15 protein-coding genes are annotated in these 17900 nt (G+C 74.5%); all 15 read right to left on the bottom strand.

Annotated features, from left to right (window positions below; genetic code table 11):
- Window positions 1–63: 63 nt before the first annotated feature.
- The 15 genes from E7Z53_RS14360 to E7Z53_RS14290 all read right to left on the bottom strand — a co-directional run bounded on the left by E7Z53_RS14360 (window position 64) and on the right by E7Z53_RS14290 (window position 17877).
- Window positions 64–1527, bottom strand: coding sequence for a S8 family serine peptidase (locus E7Z53_RS14360; protein WP_017832199.1), 1464 nt, complete (start codon window positions 1525–1527; stop codon window positions 64–66).
- Window positions 1528–1558: 31 nt separating this feature from the next.
- Window positions 1559–2509, bottom strand: coding sequence for a Ppx/GppA phosphatase family protein (locus E7Z53_RS14355; protein WP_035927032.1), 951 nt, complete (start codon window positions 2507–2509; stop codon window positions 1559–1561).
- A 35-nt stretch (window positions 2510–2544) separates the two neighbouring features.
- Window positions 2545–3147, bottom strand: coding sequence for a DUF501 domain-containing protein (locus E7Z53_RS14350; protein WP_369597993.1), 603 nt, complete (start codon window positions 3145–3147; stop codon window positions 2545–2547).
- An 8-nt stretch (window positions 3148–3155) separates the two neighbouring features.
- On the bottom strand, window positions 3156–3992 hold the full coding sequence (locus E7Z53_RS14345; protein ID WP_176338021.1) for an FtsB family cell division protein: 837 nt from the start codon (window positions 3990–3992) through the stop codon (window positions 3156–3158).
- 124 nt (window positions 3993–4116) lie between these two features.
- Complete coding sequence (gene eno / locus E7Z53_RS14340) at window positions 4117–5400, bottom strand: phosphopyruvate hydratase (RefSeq protein ID WP_017832195.1); 1284 nt, start codon at window positions 5398–5400, stop codon at window positions 4117–4119.
- Between the two features lie 184 nt (window positions 5401–5584).
- Window positions 5585–6319 (bottom strand): MazG family protein, encoded by a 735-nt coding sequence (locus E7Z53_RS14335; protein ID WP_017832194.1) that lies wholly within the window; start codon window positions 6317–6319, stop codon window positions 5585–5587.
- Window positions 6316–7440, bottom strand: coding sequence for an adenosine deaminase (locus tag E7Z53_RS14330; RefSeq protein ID WP_176338072.1), 1125 nt, complete (start codon window positions 7438–7440; stop codon window positions 6316–6318). Before E7Z53_RS14330 ends, E7Z53_RS14335 begins: the two co-directional genes overlap by 4 nt.
- Window positions 7441–7472: 32 nt before the next feature.
- A complete protein-coding gene (locus E7Z53_RS14325) occupies window positions 7473–9182 on the bottom strand; it encodes a hypothetical protein (protein ID WP_176338020.1) in 1710 nt (569 codons plus the stop codon).
- An 83-nt stretch (window positions 9183–9265) separates the two neighbouring features.
- Window positions 9266–10573 (bottom strand): thymidine phosphorylase, encoded by a 1308-nt coding sequence (locus E7Z53_RS14320; protein WP_017832192.1) that lies wholly within the window; start codon window positions 10571–10573, stop codon window positions 9266–9268.
- An 18-nt stretch (window positions 10574–10591) separates the two neighbouring features.
- Window positions 10592–11020, bottom strand: a complete 429-nt coding sequence (locus E7Z53_RS14315) for a cytidine deaminase (protein WP_017832191.1) — start codon at window positions 11018–11020, stop codon at window positions 10592–10594.
- 7 nt (window positions 11021–11027) lie between these two features.
- Window positions 11028–12392, bottom strand: coding sequence for an ABC transporter permease (locus E7Z53_RS14310; RefSeq protein ID WP_035927021.1), 1365 nt, complete (start codon window positions 12390–12392; stop codon window positions 11028–11030).
- Window positions 12389–13651, bottom strand: a complete 1263-nt coding sequence (locus E7Z53_RS14305) for an ABC transporter permease (RefSeq protein WP_176338019.1) — start codon at window positions 13649–13651, stop codon at window positions 12389–12391. Before E7Z53_RS14305 ends, E7Z53_RS14310 begins: the two co-directional genes overlap by 4 nt.
- Window positions 13648–15294, bottom strand: coding sequence for an ABC transporter ATP-binding protein (locus E7Z53_RS14300; RefSeq protein WP_095650476.1), 1647 nt, complete (start codon window positions 15292–15294; stop codon window positions 13648–13650). Before E7Z53_RS14300 ends, E7Z53_RS14305 begins: the two co-directional genes overlap by 4 nt.
- A 118-nt stretch (window positions 15295–15412) precedes the next feature.
- Entirely contained in the window at window positions 15413–16522 is a 1110-nt protein-coding gene (locus E7Z53_RS14295; RefSeq protein ID WP_176338018.1) for a BMP family lipoprotein, read from the bottom strand.
- 107 nt (window positions 16523–16629) lie between these two features.
- Window positions 16630–17877: an amidohydrolase gene (locus E7Z53_RS14290; RefSeq protein ID WP_017832186.1), complete on the bottom strand. Its 1248-nt coding sequence runs from the start codon at window positions 17875–17877 to the stop codon at window positions 16630–16632.
- Between the last annotated feature and the right edge of the window lie 23 nt (window positions 17878–17900).

Raw genomic sequence — 17900 nt, 5'->3', positions numbered from 1 at the left:
ACTCAGAACGCTGTCGATATCGGTTCTCGTCCGGGGCCTCCGCGCCGTGTTCCGGCGCACGCCTCAGGGACGGCCGCCCGGGCCCCCGTCCGGGTCGGCGGCCACGATGCGGCGGATGTGCACCACGGCACCCGCCGTGAGGCCCAGCACGAGCAGCCCGAACCCGGCGAGCACCACGACGGGCAGCAGCCCGGTCTCGTCGATCGGGGCGACGGGCTCGGGCGGGGCGACCTCCGCCTCGACCTCCTCCGTGACGGGCGCCGAGCTCTCGGCCGGGCCCGCCGTGGGGGTCGCCGCGGCGCTGCGGCGGTGCACCCGCACCCACTGCTCCATGCTGCCCAGGGGACTGCGGTCGACCTCGGGGACGTCCTCCGTGAGCGCGGCCTCGACGTCCAGCACCCCGTACCCGTAGAGCGGGTCCTTGCCCGGCGAGCCGGTGTCCCGGGCGGTGGAGACGATGCGGTTGGCGATCTGGGCGGAGCTCATCTCCGGCCACTTCGCCTTGATCAGCGCGGCGGTGCCGGCCACCACCGGGGCGGACGCGGACGTCCCGGCCCACGAGGCGTAGCGGTCGCCGGGGATGGCGCCCACCATGTCCTCGGACGGGCCGGCCACGGCGATCGAGATCCCCTGCGAGGAGGACTCCCAGCTCGCCTCTCCCGTGCGGCCCACGCCGCCCACCGTCAGCACGCCGGGGATGGTGGCGGGGGCGCCGACCTGGACGAGCCCCGACCCCCGGTTGCCCGCGGAGGCGACGACGAGCACGTCCTTCTCCTCGGCGTAGAGGAAGGCCTCGTCCCAGCTCTCGGGCCACGAGGTGGCGTTGGAGCCCACCGACATGTTGATGACGTCCGCCCCGTTGTCCACGGCCCACCGGACGGCGTCCGGGAGCTGCTCGTCGACGCTGCGGACCTCCGGGCTCTCGTCGCCCAGCCAGGTGGACACGGCGAGCACCTCGGCGTCCGGGGCCACGCCCACGATGCCGGCGGGCCGGCCCGGGGCGTCGTCGTCCCGACCGCCCGGGGGCACGTGGCCGCGGCCCGCGGCCACGGACGCCACGAGGGTCCCGTGCTCGGGCTCGGTGCCGAGACCCTCCTGGCCGTCGGCGGAGCCGCCGCCCGAGACGTCGGTGCCGGCCACCACGGCGCCCTCCAGGTCCTGGTGCGAGCCGTCCACCCCGGTGTCGATGACGGCGATGCGCACGCCCTCCCCCGTGGACTCCGCCCAGGCCTCCCGCACGCCGTACTCGTCCAGCCAGTACTGCAGCGGACGGATCCCGTCCTCGGCGATGCGGGAGGTGTCCGGGGCGGGGGTGGCGCCGTCACCGGGTGGGGGTGCCACGCTGACGGGGTCCTCGAGCGGGATGCTGGGGGCGGGGCCGGGCTCCGGGGGCCGGGCCTGCGCCGGCCCCGCCCCGGGCAGGACCAGCGCGCCGGCGCCGACCACGGCCGAGGCCGCCCCCACCGCGCCCCACCGGGTGAGGGCGCGGTGGCGCGGGGGGCGGGGGCGGGGTGCGCTGGAAGACATGTGTCCTTCCGGGTCGGGGGGTCCGGGCGGGTCAGCCGACCTGGGACAGGGCGATCCCGTCCAAAATATCGTGCTCGCTCGCGATCGCCGAGTCCACCCGCCCACCGGTGGCGGCGCCCACCCGCTCGACGATCCGCCGCCACACGAGGGCGCCGCCGCCGATGACGTCGACACGGCCCTCGTGCATGTAGGGCAGCGCGGCGCGCTCCGCGCGGGTCATGGCCGTGAGCTCCCGGCACGCCTGCGCGATCCGCTCGGCGGGCAGCTCGGCGCCGTCGATGGCCGCGGGGTCGTAGGCGGACAGCCCGAGGGCGTGCGCCGTGACGGTCGTGATGGTGCCCGCGACGCCCACGAGGTGGGTGGCCTCCGTGAGGGGCACGGTCTGCAGGACCACGTCCACGGCGTGGTCGACGTCGCGCAGCACGGCCTCCTGCTGGGCGGCGGTGGGCGGGTTGGAGCCGAGGTGGCGCTCGGTCAGGCGGACGCAGCCGATGTCCACGCTGCGCTCCGCGCGCACCCCCTGGGCATTGCCCAGCACGAACTCGGTCGACCCGCCGCCGAGGTCGATCACCAGGACCCGGTCCTCCGGATCCGCGCCGCCCACGGCGGCCGCGGCGCCGCGGAAGGACAGCTCGGCCTCCTCGTCGCCGCTGATGACCTCGGGGGTCACGCCGAGGCGCTCGCGGATCCCGGCGAGGAAGACGTCCCGGTTGCCGGCGTCGCGGGTGGCGCTCGTGGCCACGAAGCGCAGCTGCTCCACCCCGTGCTCCGCCAGCAGCCGGGCGTACTCGTCCGTGGCCGCGAACGTGCGCTCGAGCGCCGCCTCTGCCAGCCACCCGGTGGCGTCCACGCCCTGGCCGAGCCGGACCACGCGCATCTCGCGCACCACGTCGTCGAGCACCGTGCGGCCCTGCTCCTCCCGGGTGTCGGCGATGAGCAGTCGGATGGAGTTCGTGCCGCAGTCGATGGCGCCTGTGCGCATGGGGAGTCCTCGGGGGTGTCGGGGGCGGGTGGGTCTCAGGCCTCGCGCCAGGCGGGGTCGCAGTGGCAGGCGTCGGGGGTCCACCACTCGGCGATGGCGGCGAGGGTCTCGTCGCCGAGCGAGTTCACGCCGGGCCCGGCCGCGAGCGCGTGGCCGGCGAGCACGTGCAGGCACTTGACCCGCACGGGCATGCCGCCGGCGGAGATGCCCTCGATCTCGGGTACGGGTCCGGTGCCGGCCGCGGCACCGATCCGGGCGCGCTCGGCGAGGTAGTCCTCGTGCGCGGCCCGGTGGGCTGCGGCCAGCGCCTCGTCCTCGGCGATGCGGTCCGTCATCGTGTACATCAGGCCGGCGGCCTCGAGCCGGGACACCGCCGCGGTGATCACGGGGTGGGCCAGGTAGAACACCGTGGGGAACGGGGTGCCGTTGGCCAGCCGCGGCGCGGTGGCCGCCACGAGCGGGTTCCCGCACGTGCAGCGGGCCGGGATCTCGACGACGTCGCGCACGGGACGCCCGAGCTGCCGGGAGAGCACCTGGAGGTCCAGGGCCGTGGGCTCGACCGTCGCGGCCGTCACGCCGAGTCCCCGGGGTGCGGGGGCCGGCCGGTCGCCGGGCTCGTGTCCGTGCTGGGGGTTCACGCCGTTCCTCACTCCGCGGCGCTGCCGCGGCTGTCCGTCGCCGCGTCCTGCGGCGCGCCGGCCCCGTCCGCCGGGGCGGCCGGGACGCTCTGCTCTGTCTGCTCTGCCTGCTCGGTGGTGCCGGGGTCCTGGCCCGCGCCGGGCTCGTCCGTGGTGCCCGGCTGTCCGGGGGCCGCGGGCTCGTCGGTGCCGCCCGGCTCGGCGTCGGTGCCCGCGTCCTCGGCGGTGTCCGCGTCCTCGCTGCCGGCCGGTTCCCCGCCGGCGTCCGCGTCCCCGGCGGCGTCCGTGTCCCCGGCGTCTCCGGTGCCCGCCGCGGGACGGGCGTCCTCGTAGGCGGAGGCCACCACGGACTGCCAGAGGGCGTCCACCCAGGCGGGCTTCTCGGCCTCGACCTGCGCCGCCGAGGAGTCCACCACGGCGCCGTCCATCTCCTCGGCGCCCACCACGAGGTAGGACCGCTCCCCCGGCATCACGTAGAGGAGCCGGTCCCGGGCCTGCTGCTTGACGTAGGTCTCGTCCGACCACTGGTCCACCTGGTCCTCCAGGGAGGCCTGCTGGGCCTCCATGGCGGCGATGGCGCGCTCGAGCTGGGCGATCTCCGCCCGCTGCTCGAGGAAGATCTTGGTGGTCGGCGCCGCCAGGAACACGATGAGCACGGCCACGAGGGTGAGGATCAGGAACCGCCCGCTGAAGGTGCGGGCGGGGACCGGCGACCCCACGGCGCTGGACCCGCCGCCCGGCCCGTGGCCCGGGCCGCCGCCCGTCCCGCCGTCGCGCCCGCGGGTGCCCGGCGCGGCGTCGCGCCCGCCGAGCAGGCGGGTGGTGCGCGGGCGGGGAGCGGGCATGGCGACCTCACGGGGGAAGGGCGGGGACGGGGACCAGTGTAGCGCTCACGGGGGGAGCGGCCGCCGGGAACGGCCGCTCCCCCCGCACGACGACGGACCGGCGGGGCCGGTCAGCCGCCGGTGGTCACTTCGCGGTGTAGCGCGGGAACGCGGAGGCCCCCGCGTAGCGCGCGGCGTCCCCGAGCTCCTCCTCGATGCGCAGCAGCTGGTTGTACTTGGCCACGCGCTCGGAGCGGGCCGGCGCCCCGGTCTTGATCTGCCCGGCGTTGGTGGCCACCGCGATGTCCGCGATCGTGGTGTCCTCGGTCTCGCCCGAGCGGTGGGAGATCATGCAGTGGAACATGTGCCGCTGGGCCAGGGAGATGGCGTCGAAGGTCTCCGTGAGGGAGCCGATCTGGTTGACCTTCACCAGCAGGGCGTTGCCGGCGCCCTCGTCGATGCCGCGGGCCAGCCGCTCCGGGTTGGTGACGAACAGGTCGTCGCCCACGATCTGGACCTGGGTGCCCACGGACGCGGTGAGGGCCTGCCAGCCCGCCCAGTCGTCCTCGTCCAGCGGGTCCTCGATGGACACGATCGGGTAGTCGCGCACGAGCTCCTCGTAGTAGGAGGTCATCTCCGCGGCGCTGAGCTGCTTGCCCTCGAAGCTGTACTTGCCGTTCTCGAAGAACTCGGAGGAGGCCACGTCCAGGGCGAGCGCCACGTCGGTGCCCACGGTGTACCCGGCCTTCTCGATCGCCTCGGAGATGAGGTCGAGGGCGGCACGGTTGGACTCGAGGTTCGGGGCGAAGCCGCCCTCGTCGCCCAGCCCGGTGGCCAGGCCGCGCTCCTTGAGCACGCCCTTGAGGGAGTGGTAGACCTCCACGCCGGTGCGCAGGGCCTCGGAGAACGTCGCGGCGCCGATCGGGGCGATCATGAACTCCTGGATGTCCACGTTCGAGTCGGCGTGGGAGCCGCCGTTGAGGATGTTCATCATGGGCACCGGGAGGACGTGGGCGTTGGGCCCGCCCAGGTACTTGTAGAGCTCGAGGTCGGAGGCGTTGGCGGCGGCGCGGGCCACGGCCAGGGAGACGCCCAGGATGGCGTTGGCGCCGAGGCTGCCCTTGTTGTCCGTGCCGTCGAGGTCGAGCATGGTGCGGTCGACCAGCCGCTGGTCGGTCGCGTCGAGACCGATCACGGCCTCGGCGATCTCCTCGTCGACGGCCTTCACGGCGTCAAGGACGCCCTTGCCGAGGTAGACCTTCTTATCGCCGTCACGGCGCTCGACGGCCTCGAAGGCACCGGTGGAGGCGCCCGAGGGCACCGCCGCCCGGCCGTAGCTGCCGTCCTCCAGCAGCACCTCGACCTCCACGGTCGGGTTGCCGCGGGAGTCGAGGATCTGGCGGGCGTGCACTGCGGTGATCATGGCCATGGGTTGCTCCTGACGTTGGTGCTGAGCTTGTCGCTGACGTGGGTGGAACGTGTGTGGTGGGGCGGTCGGGGCCCCCGTGCGGGGCACCGGCCGAGGGTCCGCACCGGCGGGGCCGGGCGCCCCCGGCGGCTCCAGCCTAGCGACTCGGCGCCGGTGGCGGCCGCGGGGGCGGCCCGTGACGGGATCAGTCCCCGTTCCGGGCGGCGGCGTACGCGCGGGCGGCCCCGCGCAGGGCCCGCTCTGCGTCCAGCCCGCGGGCGGAGGCGGAGCGCACGAGCGCGAACAGCGCCTCGCCCAGCTCCTCCTCGGTGCGCGGGCCGCCGGGCTCCTCCGCGGCGGGGACCGCGGGCTCGAGGTCGTGCTTGCGGGCCCGCGCGAGGGTCTTCTCCGCGAGGGCCAGGGCCGGCAGGTGCGGCGGGATGCCGTCGAAGGGCCCGGTCCGCTCGGGCTTCTCGGCCCGCTTGAGGTCCTCCCAGCGGGAGTGCAGCTGCTCGAGGGTCTGCTCCCCCGCGACGTCCCCGGTGGCGCCGGCGCCGAAGACGTGGGGGTGGCGGCGGACCAGCTTGGCGGTGATGGCCTCGAGCACGTCGGCCACGTCGAAGCCGCCCTCGGCGCGCGGGCGCTCCTGGGCGACCCGGGAGTGGAAGACCACCTGCAGCAGGACGTCCCCGAGCTCCTCGACGAGCAGCCCGGCGTGGGCCGCCGGCCCGCCCTCGGCCTCCACGGCCTCGACGACCTCGTAGGCCTCCTCCACGAGGTAGCGCACGAGGGACTCGTGGGTCTGCTGCCCGTCCCACGCGCACCCGCCCGGGGAACGCAGCCGGTCCATGACCGCCACGAGCTCCGCGAAGCGCTGCCCGGTCCGCTCCGGGACGCCGAGCCCCGCCGCGACGTCGTCGGTGCCGTGCCCCTGGCTCATGCGTGCATCCCCTCGAAGCCGTCGGTGATCATCCCGTCCAGGGCGGTGCGGTCCTCGAGCGGGAGGAAGGCGGCGGCCGCGGCGTTGCGCTGCAGCCGCTCCAGGTCCTCGAGCCCGTAGCCGAAGTGCTTCACGAGCAGGGCCAGCTCGTCCGTGACCGTGGTCCCGCTCATCAGCCGGTTGTCCGGGGAGATGGTCACCGTGAAGCCGGTCCGGTAGAGCATGTCCACCGGGTGCCGCTCGGGACCGCCGCCGAACGCCGCCACGGCCCCGGTCTGGAGATTGGACGTGGGGCACACCTCGAGGGCGATGCCCCGGTCCCGGACCCACTCGGCCGTGCGGCCGAGGTCGACGACGGCGACGTCCTCCAGGTAGTCGATGTCGATGTCCTCCGCGATGCGCACCCCGTGGCCCAGGCGCAAGGCGCGGCCCGTGGCCAGCGCGTCCCGGATCGACTCGATGCCGGCGGCCTCCCCGGCGTGGAGGGTGACGGGCACCAGCTCGTCCGCGAGCAGCTCGAGGGCGGCCCGGTGGCGGGCGGGCGGGTAGCCGTCCTCGGGTCCCGCGAGGTCGAAGGCCACCACGCCGCGGTCCCGGTTGTCCACCACGAGGCGGGCGACCTCGAGGGAGCGCTCGGCGTGGCGCATGGCGCAGAGGATCTGGGTGACGGACACGATGTGGCCCGCGTCCTCCGCGGCCAGCACGCCCTCCGAGAGCCCGAGCCGGACGGCCTCGACGGCCTCCGCCATCGACAGGCCGCCGGCGGTGTGCTGCTCCGGGGCCCAGCGCACCTCGGCGTGGACCACCCCGTCCGCCACGAGGTCCTCGACGTACTCCCGGGCGCAGCGCACGAGCGCCTCGGGGGTCTGCATCACGGCGACCGTGTGCTCGAAGGTCGCCAGGTAGCGCAGCAGCGAGCCGGAGTCGGCGCTCTCCCGCACCCACCGGCCCAGCGCCTCGGGGTCCTCGGCCGGCAACCGGTGCCCGGCGGCGGCGGCCAGCTCGACCACCGTGGCCGGGCGCAGGGCGCCGTCGAGGTGGTCGTGCAGGCACACCTTGGGCAGGTCGCGCAGGACCCGGTCCGGCACGCGGCCCGGGTGCTGTTCGGCGGAGGTCAGCATCACGGTCGGGACGGCCCCTGTCTCGGTCGGTCTCAGTAGTTCCAGTCCTGCAGGGCCTCGTTCATGTGCTGCGGGATGTGCGCCCCGGTGCGGGGGTACATGCGCAGCTCCTCGAGGTAGTTCTGCGCGGGCAGCCGGTCCTCGTAGCGCACGAAGGCCTCCTCGTCCGCGTAGTCGAATGACACCTCCGGGGGGATGCCCGGGCGGAAGCGGAACATCATCGCCAGCGGGGCCCCGTTGCCCTCCACGTAGGACTCGTCCTTGAGCTCCTGCACGTGCAGCAGCTCCTCGGGGACGAGGTCGAAGGTGCGGCGCTGGTCCCAGAAGCCGTTCTTCCGCACGTGGGTCAGGGCGTCGTAGTAGGTGCCCAGGGCCCGCACCCGCACGAGCACGGTGGAGACGTCCATCGCCGTGCCGTCCTCGCCGAACAGGCGCCGCTGGGCGTCCGCGAGCCGGCGCAGGACGTCGACCTCCTTGAGCACGAGGTTGCCCTCGGCCAGCTTGTCCTGGGAGGGCCGGTCCTGGGCCCCCGCCGGGGCCCGGTAGGACGGGGAGACGTCGGTGGAGACCGCGGTCTCCGGGGCGGAGGAGTCGTGGTCGTCCCCGGCGGCGGTGCCGGCGGCGGCCGCGGCGGCCGTCGCGGCCGCCGCCCCGGTGGGCGCGGCCGGCTCGACGTCCTCGTGCCACTCCTCGTGGTCGACGTGGTCGGGGACCTCGTGCTGGGCGGTGCCGTGGTCGGGGACGTCGTGGGCGGTGGCCTCCCGGTCGGCGGTGCGGTGCTCGTCCTGCTCCCGGCCGGCCGCGGGGGCCTCCGTGGCGGGAGCGGCCCCGGGAACGGGCTCCGCCCCGGTGGTCGGCTCGGTGATCGGCTCGGCGGCCGGCTCAGCGCTCCGCGCGGAGACCGGGACGCCGGTCGGCTCGGAGACGGGGCCACGGGCGGCGCCGGCCGCGGAGGACCCGGCCCCACCGGCAGCGGCGGCCGCCGCGGCGGCGGGGACTCCCCCGGCCGAGTGCTGCGCGGCCGGGCCCGTCGGCTCCGATGCGGCGGGACGGCGCTCGTCGTCGGACCGCTCCCCGGTGGGGCGCTCACCGGCGGGCCGGTCCTCGGCGGAGCTCGTCTCCGCAGTGGACCGCGTGCCCGCGGCAGCGGCGCCCGGCACGGGCCGCCCCGACCGCCAGGTGCGGACGTCCTCGCTGCCGTCGGCGAAGCCGTAGGTCGTCACCACGGGGCGGACCCCGTCCTGCTCCGGGCCCACCTCGATGCGGGCGTTCTGCCACGCGCCGCGGGGCGAGGACATGGCCTCGCTGTAGAGGTCGGCCACGGGGTCGAAGAGCGGTGAGTCCTGGTCCACGGTGCCGGACTCCACGGACGGGTCGGCGTCCCCCACGGACTGCTGGGTCTGGTGGGTCATGGTGTTGCCGCGCTGGACGAGCGTGAGCACGGCGCGGTCGGCCCCCCGGGACGTCAGCCGGTCCACGAGGAAGGGCAGCGGTCCGCGGTCCGGCAGCGGCCGGACCTCCTCCGGGCCGCGCTCCTCGTGACCGTGCCCGTCCGGACCCCGGGAACCGGTGCCCCGGTCGCCGTCCCGGCCCGTTTCCCGGGTCCCGGTGTCGGGGCCGGCGGTCGGACCGGCCGGCTGCTCGGGCCGTCCGGTCTCGTGGCGCGGTGTGCTGTCCTCGGTGTTCTTCCGGAAAATGCCTCGCAGACCCAACTGGACCCACCCTTCCGAGCGTGTGCGCACGCCCTCGGTTCTCGTTTCGCGCTGGTTCTCTCCGCAGTATAGGCGGGCCCGGCATCCGGCCCCGGCGCTTCAGCGGCCGGCGATCACCGCACGGTCTCCAGGACCACGGCGCGGTCCGGCCGGGACGCCGGCGCCTCCGGGGCGATCACGGCGGCGCCCTCGAGGGCCTCCCGGGCCCGTGCGAAGCGCTCGGGGGTGTCGGTGAGCAGGGTCAGCAGCGGCTGCCCGGCCCGGACGGCGTCCCCGGGCTTGGCGTGCAGCAGCACGCCGGCGCCGGCCTGGACGGGGTCCTCGCGCCGGGCGCGGCCCGCCCCGAGGCGCCAGGAGGCCACCCCCACCCGGTGGGCGTCGAGCTCGGCGAGCACGCCGTCGGCCTCGGCCACCACGGTCTCGGACTCCCGGGCCCGCGGCAGCGGGGCGTCGGGGTCGCCGCCCTGGGCGGCCACCATGGCCCGCCACACGTCCATGGCCCGGCCGTCCCGCAGCGCCTCCGCCGGGTCGGCGTCCGGGACCCCGGACGCGGCGAGCATCTCCGCTGCGAGCGCCACGGTGAGCTCCACGACGTCGGCCGGGCCGCCGCCGGCGAGCACCTCGACGGACTCCTGGACCTCCACGGCGTTGCCGACCGCCAGGCCGAGGGGCGTGGACATGTCGGTGAGCAGGGCGGTGGTCGTGACCCCGGCGCCGGTGCCGAGGTCGACCATCGTGCGGGCCAGCTCGCGGGCGGAGGCCAGGTCCTTCATGAACGCCCCGGAGCCCACCTTGACGTCGAGCACGAGGGACTGGGTGCCCTCGGCGATCTTCTTGGACATGATGGAGGACGCGATGAGCGGGATCGACTCGACCGTCCCGGTGACGTCCCGCAGCGCGTAGAGCTTCTTGTCCGCGGGCGCCAGGCCGGAGCCCGCGGCGCAGATCACCGCGCCCACGTCCCGCAGCTGGGCCAGCATCTCCTCGTTGGACAGGGCCGCCCGCCAGCCGGGGATGGACTCGAGCTTGTCCAGGGTGCCGCCGGTGTGGCCGAGGCCGCGCCCGGACAGCTGCGGGACGGCCACGCCGTACACGGCCACGAGCGGGGCCAGCGGCAGCGTGATCTTGTCCCCCACCCCGCCGGTCGAGTGCTTGTCCGCGGTGGCCGAGCGCGCCCCGGAGCGCACGAGCGCGGAGAAGTCCATCCGCTCGCCCGAGGCGATCATCGCCCGCGTCCAGGCCGCGATCTCGTCCCGGTCCATGCCCCGCAGGAAGATCGCCATGGCCAGGGCGCTCATCTGCTCCTCGGCCACGACACCGCGGGTGTAGGCGTCCAGGACCCACGCGATCTGCCCGGGCGAGAGGGCACCGCCGTCGCGCTTGGTCCGGATGACGTCCACGGCGTCGAACTGCTCGGTCATGTGGGGTCCTTTCGGGGACTAGAGGTTCTCGGGGCCGAAGGCGTCGGGCAGCACCTCGGCCATGGTGCGCACCCCGGAGACGGTGAGCAGCCGCAGGCCGGGCGCGCGGTGCTCGTGCAGCAGCTGCCGGCACCGTCCGCAGGGCATGAGGACGTCGCCGTTCCCGTCCACGCACACGAACGCGACGAGCCGCCCGCCGCCGGACATGTGCAGCGCGGACACCAGGGCGCACTCGGCGCACAGGGTCAGGCCGTAGGAGGCGTTCTCCACGTTGCACCCGGAGACCACCCGCCCGTCCTCGGTGAGGGCTGCCGCGCCCACGGGGAAGCGCGAGTACGGGACGTAGGCGTGCTCGCGGGCGGCCACGGCCGCCTCCCGCAGTCGGTCCCAGTCGATCCGGGGCCCGTCGTCGGTCGCCTCGCCGCCGGGGCGCAGGGGCTCGTTCACGGGGCGCTCACTCCTTGGTGTAAGGCTTGCCGATGGCCGCGGGACCGCGGGAGACCCCCACGAGCCCGGCCACGGCCAGGATCGTGACGACGTACGGGAGCATGGCCAGGAACTGGCTGGGCACGGGCGTGCCCAGGAAGGACAGGATCGACTGCAGGTTGGACGCGAAGCCGAACAGCAGGGACGCGAGCAGTGCCCCGACCGGGTTCCAGCGGCCGAAGATCAGGGCGGCCAGCGCGATGTAGCCGGCGCCGGAGGTCATGTCCCGGGTGAACGCGGAGACGGAGACCAGCGTGTAGAAGGCGCCGCCGAGACCGGCGACCATCCCGCCGAGCAGCACGTTGCGGAAGCGCAGGGCGTTGACCTTCACGCCCAGGGTGTCCGCGGCCTTGGGGTGCTCCCCCACGGACCGGGTGCGCAGCCCCCAGCGCGTCCGGTAGAGCGCGAACCACACGAGCGCCACCGCGGCGTACATCAGGTAGCCGATCACGGACTGGTCGAAGACGATCGGCCCGATCAGGGGGATCTCCGAGAGCACGGGCACGGCGAAGCGCGGCAGCCGCGGCGGGGAGTTGAACACGCCCGGGTCCGACTCCAGCACCGTGGCGAAGAGGAAGCCGGTCAGCCCGGACACGAGCACGTTGAGCACCACGCCCACGATCACCTGGTTGACCCGGTAGGTGATCGAGAAGACCGCCAGGACGAGCGAGACGAGCCCGGCCCCCAGCACGGCGGCGAGCAGCCCCACCCAGGCGCTGCCGGAGAGGGAGCCGGCCACGGCCGCGGAGAACGCGCCGAACAGCAGCTGGCCCTCGATCGCGATGTTGATCACGCCGGAGCGCTCGCACAGCAGGCCGCCCAGGGAGCCGAAGATCAGCGGGATGGCCAGGGCCACGGACCCGGCCAGCAGCCCGGACAGGGACACGTCCGGGCTGCGCGCGCTGCCCACGACCCACACGAGGAAGCCGCTGACGAAGAAGAAGCCGAACACGAGCACCGCCCACCGGGGCAGGTGCGCCCCGGCCCGGGCGCGCAGGACCGCGAGGACCGTCAGCCCGGCGAGCACGGCCACGGTGACCCAGCCCCACAGCACGCCGTGCACCACGAGGTCCGGCACGCGGAAGAGGTCGCCGGCCTCCGAGACGCGGAAGCTCACCGTGTTGTCCGGGGCGTTGAGCCCGAACAGCAGCAGGGCCACGAGGCTCAGGAGGCCGAGGACCACCGGGGTGCGCCAGCTGGTGACGCCCACGACCTCGTTGGCCGCGGTCGTGGACAGCTCCGCCTCGGCCGGCGGGGGCAGGGTCGTCGCGGCGGTGACGCCGGAGTCCCAGGGCGCCTGCTCGGGGCGCGGTTCCGGATGCTGCGAGCTCATGCCCGGCCTCCCTCGGTGGCGGTGGCGGCCGTGGTGGTGGCGCTCCCGCCGCGGCGGGAGCGGACCCGGTCCTGCCCGGTCCGCACCAGCGGCGGCAGGGCGATGAACAGGACGATCAGGGACTGCACGACCAGGACGATGTCGATGTTCGTGCCGGTCATCGACTGCATGGTGACGCCGCCGGCGCGGAACCCGCCGTAGAGCAGGCCCGCGAAGAACGTGCCCCACGGCTTCGACCGGCCCAGCAGGGCCACCGTGATCGCGTCGAAGCCGAAGGACGCGGCGACGCCCGCGGTCAGCGCGCGCTCGGTGCCGGAGATCTGGGCCACGCCCGCGAGTCCCGCGAGGGCGCCCGCGAGGACCATGACGACGACGAAGCCGCGCGTGACCGAGATGCCGGCGGTCCGGGCCGCGCGCGGGTTGGCGCCCACGGCCCGCAGCTCGAAGCCGATCGTGGAGCGCTTGAGCAGCCAGGCGACGAACACCGTGGCGAGGACCGCGAGCACGAACCCCCAGTGCAGCCGGAACTGCTCGCCCAGCAGCTTGGGGAACATCGCGGTGTCCGCGACCTGGGGGCTGACGGGGTTCGAGGAGCCCGGGCGCAGGAACGCCGGGCGGGTGAGCAGCCAGGCGACGAGGTTGAGCGCGATGTAGTTGAGCATGATCGTCAGGATCACCTCGTGGGCGCCGGTGCGGGCCTTGAGCACGCCCACGACCGCCCCCCACAGCGCGCCGCCGAGGGCCCCGGCGAGGATCACGGCGAGCAGGTGCACGCCCACCGGCAGCTGCCAGGAGAAGCCGACCCAGGCGGCCAGCGCCGCGCCGATCAGCAGCTGCCCCTGGGCGCCGATGTTGAACAGCCCGGCCTGGAAGGCCACGGCCACCCCGAGCCCCGCCAGGATCAGCGGCGTGGCCACGGTGAGGGTCTCCGCGAGCGGGTAGACCCGCTGCGCGAACGTGCTGCCGTTCGGGTTGTAGACGGCGCCGTAGAACATCGCCTCGTAGGCGGAGGACGCGGCGGCCCACATGGCCGCGACCGTGTCCCCGGGGCGGGCGAAGAGGTAGCTCGCGGCGTCGGCCACCCGGTCGTCGGTCAGGGCGATGAGGAGCCCGCCCAGGAGCAGGGCGGCGACGATCGCGAGCACGGACTGCACCGCGGAGCCGGTCCAGTCCCGCCGGGAGCTCCCGGGGGCGACGGCTGTGGGCGGCGGCGCCTTCTGCTGGTCGGCGGCCGCGGGGGCCGCTCCGGTGGCACTCATGCCTGCTCCTTCGGGTGCTGCGCCGTGGCCTGCGGGGCGCCGGCCTGCGGGGCATCGGTCGGTGGGGCGCCGGTCTGCGGGGGGACGGCCGGCTGCGCCCCGGTCCGCCGCGCGCCGTCGGGCCGGACGCCGGCCGCGCCGAGCTCCTCGGCGGTGGCCCCTGCCATCATCTGGCCCAGGACGTCGCGCGGGGTGTCGGGGCCCACGATCCCCATGATCCGGCCGTGGAAGAACACGGCGATCCGGTCCGCGAGCGCGTACACCTCGTCGAGCTCGGTCGAGACGATGAGCACGGCCACGCCCTTGTCCCGCTCGGCGACGATCTGCTCGTGGATGAACTCGATGGACCCCACGTCCACCCCGCGGGTGGGCTGGGAGGCGAGGAAGAGCTCGAGGGGCCGGGAGAGCTCCCGGGCGATGACGACCTTCTGCTGGTTGCCGCCGGAGAGGGTCTGCACGGGGGCGTCCACGGAGGGGGTGCGGACGTCGAACTGCTCGACGGCGCGGCGGGCGTTGGCCTGGACCTCGCCCAGCCGCAGGGACGGGCCGCGGGAGAAGCGGTCGTCGCCGTAGAGGTCCAGCACGAGGTTCTCGGCGACGGTGAACGGGCCCACGAGCCCGTCCGTGGAGCGGTCCTCCGGGACGAAGCCCACGCCGGCGTCGAGGACCTGGCGCACGGACTTCCCGAGCAGCTCCGTGCCGCCCAGCCGGATCGAGCCGGTGGCCCGCTCCCGCAGGCCGAGGATCGCCTCGGCCAGCTCCGTCTGGCCGTTGCCCTGCACGCCGGCCACCGCGAGGATCTCCCCGCGGGCCACGTCGAACCCGACGTCGTCGAGCAGCTTCACGCCGTTGTCCGCGACCACGGTGAGCCCGGAGACCTCCAGGGCCCGCTCCCCCGGCTCGGCCTCGCCCTTGGCGACGGTCAGGGACACGTCCCGGCCCACCATGAGGGCCGCGAGCTCGGAGGTCGAGGCCTCCGGGGACGTCTGGCCCACCACCCGGCCCCGGCGGATCACCGTGATGACGTCGGAGATCGCCTTGACCTCCCGCAGCTTGTGGGAGATGAACAGGATCGACTTCCCGGACCCGCGCAGCTGGCGCATGATCTCGAGCAGCTCGTCGGTCTCCCGGGGCGTGAGCACCGCGGTGGGCTCGTCGAGGATGAGCACCTGCGCCTCCCGCACGAGGGCCTTGATGATCTCGACCCGCTGCTGCACGCCCACGGGCAGGTCCTCGACCACGGCGTCCGGGTCCACGTGGAAGCCGTAGCGCTGGGAGATCTCCCGGATCCGGCGGCGGGTGGTCTCGAGGTCGAGGGTGCCGCCGCGGGTGCTCTCCGCGCCGAGGGCCACGTTCTCCGCGACGGTGAACACCGGCACCAGCATGAAGTGCTGGTGCACCATGCCGATCCCGGCGGCCATGGCGTCCCCGGGGCCCCGGAAGGACACCTCGGCGCCGTCCACCAGGATGCGCCCCCCGCTCGGCCGGTACAGGCCGTAGAGGACGTTCATCAGGGTGGACTTGCCCGCCCCGTTCTCGCCGAGGAGGCAGTGGATCTGCCCGGGCTCCACGACGAGGTCGACGTCCTCGTTGGCCGCGAAGGAGCCGAACCGCTTGGTGATGGACTGCAGTTCCAGCTTCATGGTGGGGTGGTCCTCCTCCTGGGCCGTCCGCCGGCCCGGGGCGGGCACGCCACCGCCGCCAGCTGCGGCCGGGGCCCTCGCTGGCGGCGGTGGGTGCGGTGGTCGGTGTCGTCCGGGATCAGGCCTGCGGCGAGTTCTCGGACTCGACGGTGACCGTGCCGTCGATGATGTCCTGGCGCAGCTGCTCGACCTCGGCGGCGAGCTCCTCGCCCACGGCCTCCTCCTGGTCGTGGAACGGGGCGATGCCCACGCCGTCGTTCTCGAGGGTGCCGACGTAGGGCTCGTTGCTGAACTCGCCCTCGGCGGCCGACTCGACGACGTCCTGCACGGAGGTGCTCATCTGCTTGAGCACCGAGGTGAGCTGGTACTCCTGGCCCTGGTCGAGGGTCTCGTAGCCGTCGGCGTCGACCCACACGAAGCGGACCTCGTCGCCGCCCCCGCCGTTGGCCTCGACCACGGCGTCGAGGGTGCCGAGGGCGGCCTGCCCGGCCACGGGCAGCACGATGTCCGCGCCCTCGTTGATGAAGTTCTGCGTGGTGGTCTTCGCCGCGGAGGTGTCGGTGAAGCTGTTGACGAAGGTGCCGTCCTGGGAGTCCTTGTCCCAGCCCAGGAGCCGGACGTCCTCGCCCTTGGTCTCGTTGTAGTGGTCGATGCCGTCGGCGAAGCCGTCCATGAACACCGTCACGGTGGGGATGTCCATGCCGCCGTAGGTCGCCACGGTCCCGCTCTGGGTGCTGCCCGCCGTCACGAAGCCGGCGAGGAACGCGGCCTCGGCCGTGTTGTAGACGAGCGGCTTGACGTTGTCGAGCTCGATCGAGGCGTCGTCGACGATCGCGAAGTTGGACTCGGGGTTGGCCTCGGCCACGGCCCGGGTGGCGTCGGCGAGGAGGAAGCCCACGGACAGCGTGAGGTCGCACCCGGACTGCACCATGGACGTCAGGTTGGGCTCGAAGTCGGTCTCGGCCTGGGACTCGGCCTGGTTGACCTCGATGCCCATGGACTCCTCGACGGCCTGCAGGCCCTCGTAGGAGTTCTGGTTGAAGGAGCGGTCCTGGAACCCGCCGGAGTCGGAGACGATGCAGCCGGTGAAGTCGGTGGCCTGCTCCTGCGCCTCGCCGCCCTCCTCGGGGGCCGCGCCGCAGCCGGCGAGCACGAGGGCGGAGGCGCCGAGCAGCGCGGCGGCGGAGAGCGGGCGGGTTCCTCGGGACGTCCGGGGCGGGAAGGTCATGGTTCCTCCAGGAGACGGGCGCGGCCGGGCGGTGATCCCGGTCACGCGGCAAGCGCGACGTGGTGCCACTCTACCCACGGGTAGTGGCGGGGCGCCGGAGGCCCGCGTTAATTCGTGGTGACGTCCGGCCGTGTCTGCCGGGAGTGCAGCCGGATGGCGCGCAGGGCCGTGTTGGTCATGACCTGGATGCCGCAGCCGATCGCGGCCTCGTCCGCCACGTAGTCCGACTGGTGCAGGTCGTAGGTGTGCCCGCCCCGCGTGCGCGTGCCCAGCCGCATCATCGCCCCGGGCACCTCCTGGAGGAACCACGCGAAGTCCTCCCCGCCCATCGACTGGTGCACCAGCACCACCGCGTCCTCGCCGAGCTCGGCGCGGGCGGCGTTCTCGATGAGGGTGGTCTCCACCTCCCCGTTGACCACGGGAGGGACGCCGCGGATGTGCTCCAGCTCCACGTCCACCCCGTAGGGCGCGGCCACCTGGTGCACGACCTCGTCGAGCAGCGTGCCCGCCCGGTGCCAGGCGTCGGCGTCGAGGCAGCGCATCGTCCCGGACATGAACCCGGTGGCGGGGATGGCGTTGGGCGCCACGCCGGCGTGCATCTGGCCCCACACCACGGCCACGCCGGAGCGCACGTCGATCCGCCGGGAGAGCACGGCCGGGACGTTGACGGCGATCTGGGCCATCGCGTAGACGAGGTCCTGCGTGAGGTGGGGGCGGGAGGTGTGCCCGCCGCGGCCGGTGAACTCGATGCGCACGGTGTCGGAGGCGGACGTGATCGCGCCGATCCGGGTGCCGACCTGGCCGACGTCGACCTTGGGCTCGCAGTGCAGGGCGAACATCCGGGGCACGCCCTCGAGGACGCCCTGGCGCAGCACGGTGAGGGCGCCGCCGGGCAGCTGCTCCTCGGCGGGCTGGAAGACGATCCGCACGGTCCCGGCGATGTGTGCGGTCCGGTGCAGGTCCGCGAGCACCTTCGCCACGCCCACCATCACCGTGGCGTGGATGTCGTGCCCGCAGGAGTGCGCCACGCCGTCGTTGACGGAGGAGTACTCGAGGCCCGTGCCCTCCTGGATCGGCAGCGCGTCGATGTCCGCCCGCAGGCCCACGCCGATCGGGCCGTGCCCGATGTCCACGTAGCACCCGGTGTCCGAGAGCCGCACCGGGGACAGGCCCATGTTCTCCAGGGCGCCCACGATCCGGTCCGTGGTGCGGAACTCCTGGTAGGACAGCTCCGGGTGGCGGTGCAGGTCCCGCCGGAAGGCGATCAGGTCGGGCAGGTAGCGCTTGAGCAGGGGGCCGATGGCGGGCGGGAGGCCGGCCTCCAGGGCCGCGGCGGAGGATGGCGCGTCAGGCATCTGTCCAGACTACTCCCGGGCGC

It is taken from the genome of Kocuria salina, from assembly GCF_013368965.1.
In the GTDB taxonomy this organism is placed as follows: domain Bacteria; phylum Actinomycetota; class Actinomycetes; order Actinomycetales; family Micrococcaceae; genus Kocuria; species Kocuria rosea.
Note: the sequence above shows the minus strand (reverse complement) of the source record. Positions and strands in the feature narration are given on the sequence as shown.

Excerpts from the sequence above, each read along its gene's own strand:
- E7Z53_RS14360 (WP_017832199.1), bottom strand. The coding sequence starts at position 1,527 with ATGTCTTCCAGCGCACCCCGCCCCCGCCCCCCGCGCCACCGCGCCCTC.
- E7Z53_RS14355 (WP_035927032.1), bottom strand. The coding sequence starts at position 2,509 with ATGCGCACAGGCGCCATCGACTGCGGCACGAACTCCATCCGACTGCTC.
- E7Z53_RS14345 (WP_176338021.1), bottom strand. The coding sequence starts at position 3,992 with ATGCCCGCTCCCCGCCCGCGCACCACCCGCCTGCTCGGCGGGCGCGAC.
- eno (WP_017832195.1), bottom strand. The coding sequence starts at position 5,400 with ATGGCCATGATCACCGCAGTGCACGCCCGCCAGATCCTCGACTCCCGC.
- E7Z53_RS14335 (WP_017832194.1), bottom strand. The coding sequence starts at position 6,319 with ATGAGCCAGGGGCACGGCACCGACGACGTCGCGGCGGGGCTCGGCGTC.
- E7Z53_RS14330 (WP_176338072.1), bottom strand. The coding sequence starts at position 7,440 with ATGCTGACCTCCGCCGAACAGCACCCGGGCCGCGTGCCGGACCGGGTC.
- E7Z53_RS14320 (WP_017832192.1), bottom strand. The coding sequence starts at position 10,573 with ATGACCGAGCAGTTCGACGCCGTGGACGTCATCCGGACCAAGCGCGAC.
- E7Z53_RS14310 (WP_035927021.1), bottom strand. The coding sequence starts at position 12,392 with ATGAGCTCGCAGCATCCGGAACCGCGCCCCGAGCAGGCGCCCTGGGAC.
- E7Z53_RS14305 (WP_176338019.1), bottom strand. The coding sequence starts at position 13,651 with ATGAGTGCCACCGGAGCGGCCCCCGCGGCCGCCGACCAGCAGAAGGCG.
- E7Z53_RS14300 (WP_095650476.1), bottom strand. The coding sequence starts at position 15,294 with ATGAAGCTGGAACTGCAGTCCATCACCAAGCGGTTCGGCTCCTTCGCG.
- E7Z53_RS14295 (WP_176338018.1), bottom strand. The coding sequence starts at position 16,522 with ATGACCTTCCCGCCCCGGACGTCCCGAGGAACCCGCCCGCTCTCCGCC.
- E7Z53_RS14290 (WP_017832186.1), bottom strand. The coding sequence starts at position 17,877 with ATGCCTGACGCGCCATCCTCCGCCGCGGCCCTGGAGGCCGGCCTCCCG.